Raw genomic sequence first — 7,387 nt, 5'->3', positions numbered from 1 at the left:
TCATTGGCAGATTGTCCTTTCAAGAAGGGAAGCCGCTTGGTATCGAAATGAACGAGCTCGCCCGGGTAAGATTTGTTATAGCGTTTCGCTTCACGCTTGAGACGTTCCTGGATGGCTTGCTCGACCTTGGCCAGACGTTTAAGGCCATACTGCAACGTCTTGAACCGTTGGTTGGTACTGTCACGCGGAGTAAATTCCTGTAGCCTGGCTCGTTTCAGTACGTCATAAATCGTTGGGCGGCTGACGTGGAAGTGTTCTGCCAGCTGAACTACCTTCCACAACCGGGTTTGATATAGCCGCCAGATTTCCTGACGATCCAATAATGTTAAGCGAGTGCGTTTGTGTATGTTCATCTACAGTATTCTCCTGAATACTGTAAACAACACTAGGAATTCTTACATCTAACTGCACAAGGAAATGAGCTTACTTTTGCGCTCCTAAGTAAAGGAGATATAGTCGGATGTCTGGATATAGTGAATGCTGATCATGTTATGGAAGAAAACGCTCAGGCACTCGGGAAGGTTGATATTTATCGCATTGAATGTAATGACTTCAAGCAATTAATAACTTTGCGAAGCGATTTATCCTGGTCAGTTTTAACATCAATCTATGCTCGCAAGCAACAGATCGAACGCAAATTGATTGCTACTCATACTCAGCCAGTCAAGCAAAGGGTTATCAAAATGCTTTTTGAACTTGCTCAATTATTTGGAACACGATGTCTACATGGATATGCGCTGGAAATTTTTCTTACCCAACAAGAGCTGGCAGATCTAGTAGGTGCAAGTCGCTCTGTTGTAAGCACTATTATGAATAATTTTAGAAATCAGGGGGTATTGAATTATACGAGAGAACAAATTTGTATTAATGATCCAGCTTTAATATCAATTGAGCTTTCATCTGAGTCGTGACTTTTTTCATGGAAGGTGTTTTCTAAATAACAGACTTAAGTGAAGCATTCTATTAAAGTACCACATATCATCATCTTTAATAAAAGGAATGCTCTAATGAAGATAATTTCACCTCGTAGTCATGGGTACTTAGATTTTCTTACAGTTGTTATATTCGCGCTAGCTCCAACATTACTGGATTTGAGCAAGGTGCCTGCTATATTGTCTTACGGATTAGCAGCAGCTCATCTTGTTGTGACGCTAATTTCCGGGTTTCCCACTGCCGCTTTTAAGCTTATACCATTTATTGTACAAGGTTGGATTGAGCGCGTTGTTGGGCCAGCATTAATTATTGCACCTTTTGCCCTTAGTTTCTCCGACGAGATTTTAGCTAGCAACTTTTTTATTGCAATGGGAGTTATTATTATTGCTGTAGGATTTTTCACTAATTATCAAGGTGATAACCGCTCATTCTAGAATAGAAAAAATAATATTTTAAGTAGTAATAAGATGTTAATTATTAAAAATATAATCGTATAATCGCTTGGGGCTTATTGTACAACCGAATAATCAGGAGCTATCGCTCCTGTTTTTTTACTTATAAGTCAGTGCATAACGCGCGATCTTACATTGACAGCGGACAGTTATTTTGAAGCATCGGGACGAATGAATTGAAATTCATTCTTCACGTATTCAGCTTTTGATGCATGCATTGACGGTTCTTACGTTCAAAAGCTGGTGCAAGCGCTTCTTTGATCTGAGGCTACAGCAGTCGATTTGTCAATACCACCAAGGGGTGGTGCAGATCAATCATCTGGTCTAGACGAGCATGAAAAAAGTCATCAGCCGACATTTAAGTTTCCCCTCATTCCCTCAGGTTTTGATAAGAATAGTATAAATTCTCAGGGATTTCGGCGTTTGCTAATTCGCATGAATTCGAACATTTATTCGGTTTCCAAGTGTTTTGCAGGACCGACTCATTAGCGCATTCATCTACAGCTTTATCCAAAGATTTTGTGGAAAAGAATTCTTACTGATTATGGGTATTTGACGAAAGGGATCGATCTTCCAACCAGTCCGCCCACTTCACCGCCCTGACAATCAAATCAGCGCGATACTTTGCATTATATTTTGGCGTACGCGAATGATAATTGGCTGCTTTTGTCCAGATGTCGCCTTTATCATTATTGATATGTAACCGCACACGCCATGCGGCCAGATCATAGGCATAACAACCCGTATTTGCTACATGATCAGGAGTGATGCCATATTTGGATAAATCTTGAAGATATGCGGTATTAAATTGCATTGAGCCGACATCATGAGTACCGTTACTGTTACGCACCCATTGACCCGGTTTACCGCCCTCTTTTTCGGCTATCGCCAGCAAAATATTGGCTGGTATTTCATACTTGATGGCTGCTGTAATTGAGCACACCACTCTTTCTTGCAGATCCAGAGGCAAATCCATCATCGAGCGAATCGCTTAAATGCCTTATTCATTATTTACCCCTTCCTTGCGAAATATTGTTCATACTCGCTGATTCCTGGGCTTGCCCTTTTTCAATAGCGCTACGCAAAGCATCCGTCCCCACGCTTCTTGCCGCTGTCAGCCGACCGGCTGCCAGTGTTCCGCCATAAGATGCAACAGCCGCCACTGTACCGGCTGCTGCCATAAAACCACCGGCGCTATAACTGCCAATTCCGACAGCCGAACCTATACTACTGCCTGTTACAATGCCAGCGAGCAACAACGGCAATCTGGAAATCAATACAAAAAATGCAATCGTAAAAATCAGCATGACTGCTAGCTCTTCATAATTCAGAACATTCTTACCCATTTTGGCGTAAAAACTGGATAACAGATCACTGCCAATACCAACAATCAAAAGCATTACAAATAGCTGAATACCGACACCCAGAACTGTTTTAAAGTAGTTGATGGCAATATCGGATGTCCAGCGTGCGCCGCCAAATCCCAAAAAGAAGATACCCGCATACATGAGCACCCATCCTGATATCAGCAAAAGCAGCATGTTAACCGCAATTACTGTCAGAATAATTAAAATAATTAACGAAATGACAAAACCTATGAGACTATCCATGGGCTGCATGAATGTAAGGCTATTCGTCGCCTGGTTCCAGATTAAAACACCTGTGTGCATGATACTTGCATGACTGGCACCACTCGGCAAACCGGCGGCAGTTCCACCTAATTGCTGCATCGAATCTATGATAGTGCCTGCAATATTGTGTCCTGATACGGCATTAGTCAGTAGCCAGAAGTAAAACCCCGTAAAAATAATAAAACGGGTGAATTCGGCAAAGAAATCCGCGATATCGGCTTTGCGCAACAGCATCATTCCAAATGTCCACACCATCGAAATGAGCACCAACGTCCAGAACAATCGCTCGGCCGCGGCTTGAACAACATTTTGCCAGCTCTTAACCTTTGTCCAAAACTTTTGGACAACTTGATCCAGCACGCTCTGATTGGTTGCTGGATCAATGTAGGCCAACTCAGCAGATGCCTTTGTAGAAAGAAATATCAGAAGCAAGGTACTTAATAAGACACATAATAGTTTATACATACGTTTGATCTCCTGATTCTTCTCTCAATTCTAGGCGACAACTATTTTAGTTTTTCTAATTCAATTGGATTACCCGTTTCATCTACTGGCCCGTTAATAGTCCATCTAATTCCAGGTGGCATTTCACTTAATTCTTTCTTAGGCTCCTTCAATTCAAGCTTGCCATCGCCATCCTTATAACACCCTGACAACAGCAACAAAGATAATGAACAGATCACTGCAACAAACAAATGACTTTTTTTCATTGGTATCTCCTAGAGTAAGTGTTTCAAAAGGCATCTCTTACAGACCAGTTTCTACCAACTGGCAGTATTTCAGGACTCAATCTCTTGGTTGCTGCCTCACGCGCGGCTTGTTGCATGGCTTTTTGATCTACCTCAACCTGACTTTGCGTATTGGCGGCATTATGCTGCGCGATCAGCATCTGGCGCATTTGCAGCAGCTGATTTGCCTGGTACGCGGCCAATTGATTCGCATATTGCAGGGCTTCCATTTGTCCTTGGGCAGACTCGGTTCTTTGTTGTAAGACTTGCAAGTGAGCGGCATCCAGTGGAATCTGGTTTTGATGTTCATTCAAACCACGCAAGAGCGAATCATTAGCGTTTTTTTGCGCATCGGTACTGGTATTTTGTCCGTCTTTTAACAGTTTCCAGGCGGAGTCGTTGCATTTTTCCTGCAAATTAAAGCAAGGCGAGCCTCGATAATATTCAACATTGCGAAACCGCTGCATATAACCATCCAGCCCGCCATACTGTTGCTCATAATAGCGTATGGTATTGGTCAGATAGAGCAACCGGTTCATCGTATATTGCGCTTGCGCCCAGACATAGGCCGGTGGAGCCAGCGTGTTGCGGATCATGTTTTCATATTGCTGCAATTGCGTCTGATACTGCTCGATCTGCTTCAGTGTCTGCGCCACATTCTCAATAGCAGTCGTTGTGGTTTGTTTGATGTTCGCTATATCAATGACAGCAAGGCCGCCAGCTTTGATAACCGATGAATAACCGGCATTACCGAGTACGAGCAGCATTATGATCAACTGGGCGGCTCGATTTTTACTGTTTGTCATGTTCAAGCACTCCTTACATTAATAATCAAATGATTGATATGGCTTAGAAAATCTCATGTCTTTGGTCACAATGATGTTGAAGCGATACCCCGGTCTGATTTCAAGCGTTGGGGAAATATTCAGGTTTTTCCGAATGAGATTGGCGGTTACCAACCCCAATTGCTGACCGAGCGATTGACTCATAATGCTACCGGCATTTTGCCGCCCGAACGCACCACCCGCATCACGTTGACTGTATGTGGCACCGGCAACAATCGCCGACATGATCAGGGCTGAACCAAAGATGCGCAGGTAATGGTTATTCACCAGATCGCTAAATCCGGCATAACCCACCCCATCAGCACCCGGCATAGCACCGATGTCCATCGTTTTACCATCCGGAAAGATAATGCGCTGCCAAGCAACCAGCACACGCGCCTGACCGAATTCCACTTCGCTGGAATAAGTACCCACTAGCCTGGATCCTTGCGGAATCAAACGCCATTTACCGATGGGTGAATCATAAATATGCTGGCTCACCTGCGCCATGATCTGCCCAGGCAGGCTGGAATTAATTCCGGATATCAAAGTTGCCGGTATGACAAACCCGGTTTGCAAGACATAAGGCGATGCTGGTTTTTGGATTTCGTTATTCAATTTCCAGCGCGCTTCTCCTTCTGCTGAATCAAAGCGCGAATAATCTTGAGCCTGTCTGTTCACATCATCATCGAGCAATCGAGGAGCGCCATCGTCCATGAATTCATCACCCCTACGCGCTCCCATTCCTCCCGCCACGCCCGTTCCCCTATCCTGCCGCAACTGCGCCAGACGCGCATGATAGGCGGCCGTTGGATCTTCACGCAGGTTTGCATCGATCTGTTGACGCACCGATGCCAATTTAGCCAACATTTCATCACGTGTTTTAGGTGCACTGGTGTTGGCTAAATCCGGGGATGATCCGGTACTTCTGGGTGCAACGACATTCACATTGGTTTTAGCCTTGATCGCTTCTTCCAGTTGCTGACGTTTCAGCATCCGAATATGGGCAATATCAGCGTGAAGCGATGGATCCGGTGCATTAGCTGATGGCGGCAAAGGCGGCCGATCTAGATCTGATGGTCGCTCAATGATGATTCCATGTAGGGGTGCTTTTTCGGTTAAATCAGGAGTTTTAGTCTGATTTTTGGGTTCGATAATGCCGCCGATATAGTCTTTGGCAATCAGTGAGGCAAAGGAATTGCTCGACTGCGTGTCATGATTACCATCAAAATCGTATTGACCGCGCTCAGCTGCACGATTCATGGCGACGATCATCATAAGCAACATGAATATCAGCATGATCGCGCCAAAGATAACAATTGGCAGGTTATTGACGCGCCGCACCCCGACACTTGTGGTAACTACATCCGGGGATGAATCGGGCGACAGGAGTTTAGAATTGGTTGACATCACCCTTAGCTCCTTATTCCTTTCTGACCCAAAAACCGGCAGGATGGATACTGTCGGCCTGCACACTGAATGCGCGCGACAATCGCATATCGTCAATCATGAGTTTGACATGATACAAATCACCCGATTGGTCAATGATGTAACTCAAGGCCAGGCCTTTTTGCGACTCAGTATCAGGCTGATTCGGCGCAGCAAAGATTTGCTGCTGAATTGATTGTTGAATCGTTTCCTGAACCGCAAACCCTTCAAGACGCAGGTTTTCAATCAAAGCTTTACCAAATGGATCATTAACCTCATGGCGCAAATTAAACTGCGTATTGGCAGCCGGATACAGCCGCACTATTTGGGCTGTCACGTCATCCGCCATGACTTTGCTGTATGTAGTTGAAGGATTTTGAATAAAATTGCCATACGGTTGCGTAGCACAGCCATTCAATAGCGATAAAACCAGCATGAGAATAAAAACAGCATTGGATGCGGTGATCATTTTATTCATCATCAATTCCCCCGCGTAATCGTCACCCGGCTTTGATTGCCACCCACTCCCGCAATCAGAATCGCCTTGTCAAATACGGTATCCACAATATAGCGATCGCCCTGCAAACGGTAATTCACTATGACCGTTTCATCATCGCTAAAAATGCCGCCCTCCTTATTCAGCAGTAACAAAGTCGGTGCTTCTGTCTGCGCCATGATGGCAGGCATTTGTATGATGGTTTTCTGACCGTCGTTATAGACCCGCAGTGGCTTCCAGGCAGCATCGCCAGACACTGCATACGCAAAATCCAGATTGCCCAGATATTCTCCGGTTTCAGGAAGAGTGCGTGATTTCCTGATTCCCATTGCATGGCTTTCTTTATCTCTAATCGCATCCCATTTAATCAGCGCATCTTCCGGATAAGTAAAACTGACTCTCGGCATAAAATCGCCCCGGTGAGATCGCAGACGCATGTGATACGTGCGCCGGTTGGTCGTAACGACTAGTGATGTTTCCAGACCAACATCCAGTGGCTTTACAATCAAATGTTGCACTTCAGCAGATCCCTGACCGGTTACTGCCGGTTCAATCAGCCAGCGAGCCTGATCGCCCAGGTGGATGGAATTAACCTGCTCACCCGGCTGTAATTCAATATCGCATACCTGCAATACCGCACAGACGATGCTGGGTTGCTGTGAGCCAAACAGAAAGCGGATGGATCCATCCGGCCCTGCAACCGGCTTTGTACCGCTAGGATTGACTGCCTGCCACTTCTTGGCCAGATCAATGGCGGCACGTTCCTGTGGAGTGAGTTGAGGATTCTTATCGGTGAAATACGCTTCAGACAAGCCGTTAGCATAGCTTGGGGCAACGAATCCGATGGACAAAATAAATGTGCTCAGGATACTTAAAGCGAATAACGGTTTCATGA

Annotated in this window: 10 protein-coding genes; 2 read left to right on the top strand and 8 right to left on the bottom strand. The window is 45.1% G+C overall.

What is annotated here, in order from left to right:
* The coding region (locus BLU57_RS11770) for a helix-turn-helix domain-containing protein (RefSeq protein WP_176776438.1) at positions 1-353 on the bottom strand (353 nt) is incomplete at its 3' end.
* Positions 354-491: 138 nt separating this feature from the next.
* On the opposite strand from BLU57_RS11770, the gene BLU57_RS11765 reads away from it, so the two are divergent.
* Positions 492-911, top strand: a complete 420-nt coding sequence (locus BLU57_RS11765) for a Crp/Fnr family transcriptional regulator (protein ID WP_256206272.1) — start codon at positions 492-494, stop codon at positions 909-911.
* 96 nt (positions 912-1,007) lie between these two features.
* A complete protein-coding gene (locus tag BLU57_RS11760) occupies positions 1,008-1,367 on the top strand; it encodes a hypothetical protein (protein ID WP_090321048.1) in 360 nt (119 codons plus the stop codon).
* Positions 1,368-1,920: 553 nt separating this feature from the next.
* On the opposite strand, the gene BLU57_RS11755 is transcribed toward BLU57_RS11760, so the two are convergent.
* From BLU57_RS11755 to trbG, 7 genes are read right to left on the bottom strand one after another with little or no spacing between them, the layout of a single operon-like run.
* Positions 1,921-2,364, bottom strand: coding sequence for a lysozyme family protein (locus BLU57_RS11755; RefSeq protein ID WP_090321045.1), 444 nt, complete (start codon positions 2,362-2,364; stop codon positions 1,921-1,923).
* 28 nt (positions 2,365-2,392) lie between these two features.
* Positions 2,393-3,481 carry a P-type conjugative transfer protein TrbL gene (gene trbL, locus BLU57_RS11750; RefSeq protein WP_090321042.1) on the bottom strand — a complete coding sequence of 363 codons (1,089 nt, stop codon included), beginning with the start codon at positions 3,479-3,481 and terminating at the stop codon, positions 2,393-2,395.
* Between the two features lie 41 nt (positions 3,482-3,522).
* The gene (locus BLU57_RS11745; protein WP_090321040.1) at positions 3,523-3,726 is read right to left on the bottom strand and encodes a hypothetical protein; all 204 of its coding nucleotides are present in this window, start codon (positions 3,724-3,726) and stop codon (positions 3,523-3,525) included.
* A 23-nt stretch (positions 3,727-3,749) separates the two neighbouring features.
* A complete protein-coding gene (gene trbJ / locus BLU57_RS11740) occupies positions 3,750-4,550 on the bottom strand; it encodes a P-type conjugative transfer protein TrbJ (RefSeq protein WP_090321037.1) in 801 nt (266 codons plus the stop codon).
* Between the two features lie 18 nt (positions 4,551-4,568).
* Positions 4,569-5,978 (bottom strand): TrbI/VirB10 family protein, encoded by a 1,410-nt coding sequence (locus BLU57_RS11735; protein WP_090321035.1) that lies wholly within the window; start codon positions 5,976-5,978, stop codon positions 4,569-4,571.
* A 13-nt stretch (positions 5,979-5,991) separates the two neighbouring features.
* On the bottom strand, positions 5,992-6,477 hold the full coding sequence (locus BLU57_RS11730) for a conjugal transfer protein TrbH (protein WP_256206270.1): 486 nt from the start codon (positions 6,475-6,477) through the stop codon (positions 5,992-5,994).
* Positions 6,477-7,385, bottom strand: coding sequence for a P-type conjugative transfer protein TrbG (gene trbG / locus BLU57_RS11725; protein ID WP_090321032.1), 909 nt, complete (start codon positions 7,383-7,385; stop codon positions 6,477-6,479). The genes BLU57_RS11730 and trbG overlap by 1 nt, the downstream gene beginning before the upstream one ends.
* Positions 7,386-7,387: the final 2 nt, after the last annotated feature.

This window comes from Nitrosomonas oligotropha (assembly GCF_900106555.1).
In the GTDB taxonomy this organism is placed as follows: domain Bacteria; phylum Pseudomonadota; class Gammaproteobacteria; order Burkholderiales; family Nitrosomonadaceae; genus Nitrosomonas; species Nitrosomonas oligotropha_A.
This window is presented reverse-complemented; position numbering and strand designations above follow the sequence as displayed.

Coding starts and splice junctions, on each gene's coding strand:
- BLU57_RS11745 (WP_090321040.1), bottom strand. CDS start 3,726: ATGAAAAAAAGTCATTTGTTTGTTGCAGTGATCTGTTCATTATCTTTG.
- BLU57_RS11755 (WP_090321045.1), bottom strand. CDS start 2,364: ATGATGGATTTGCCTCTGGATCTGCAAGAAAGAGTGGTGTGCTCAATT.
- BLU57_RS11730 (WP_256206270.1), bottom strand. CDS start 6,477: ATGATGAATAAAATGATCACCGCATCCAATGCTGTTTTTATTCTCATG.
- trbJ (WP_090321037.1), bottom strand. CDS start 4,550: ATGACAAACAGTAAAAATCGAGCCGCCCAGTTGATCATAATGCTGCTC.
- BLU57_RS11735 (WP_090321035.1), bottom strand. CDS start 5,978: ATGTCAACCAATTCTAAACTCCTGTCGCCCGATTCATCCCCGGATGTA.
- BLU57_RS11765 (WP_256206272.1), top strand. CDS start 492: ATGGAAGAAAACGCTCAGGCACTCGGGAAGGTTGATATTTATCGCATT.
- trbG (WP_090321032.1), bottom strand. CDS start 7,385: ATGAAACCGTTATTCGCTTTAAGTATCCTGAGCACATTTATTTTGTCC.
- trbL (WP_090321042.1), bottom strand. CDS start 3,481: ATGTATAAACTATTATGTGTCTTATTAAGTACCTTGCTTCTGATATTT.
- BLU57_RS11760 (WP_090321048.1), top strand. CDS start 1,008: ATGAAGATAATTTCACCTCGTAGTCATGGGTACTTAGATTTTCTTACA.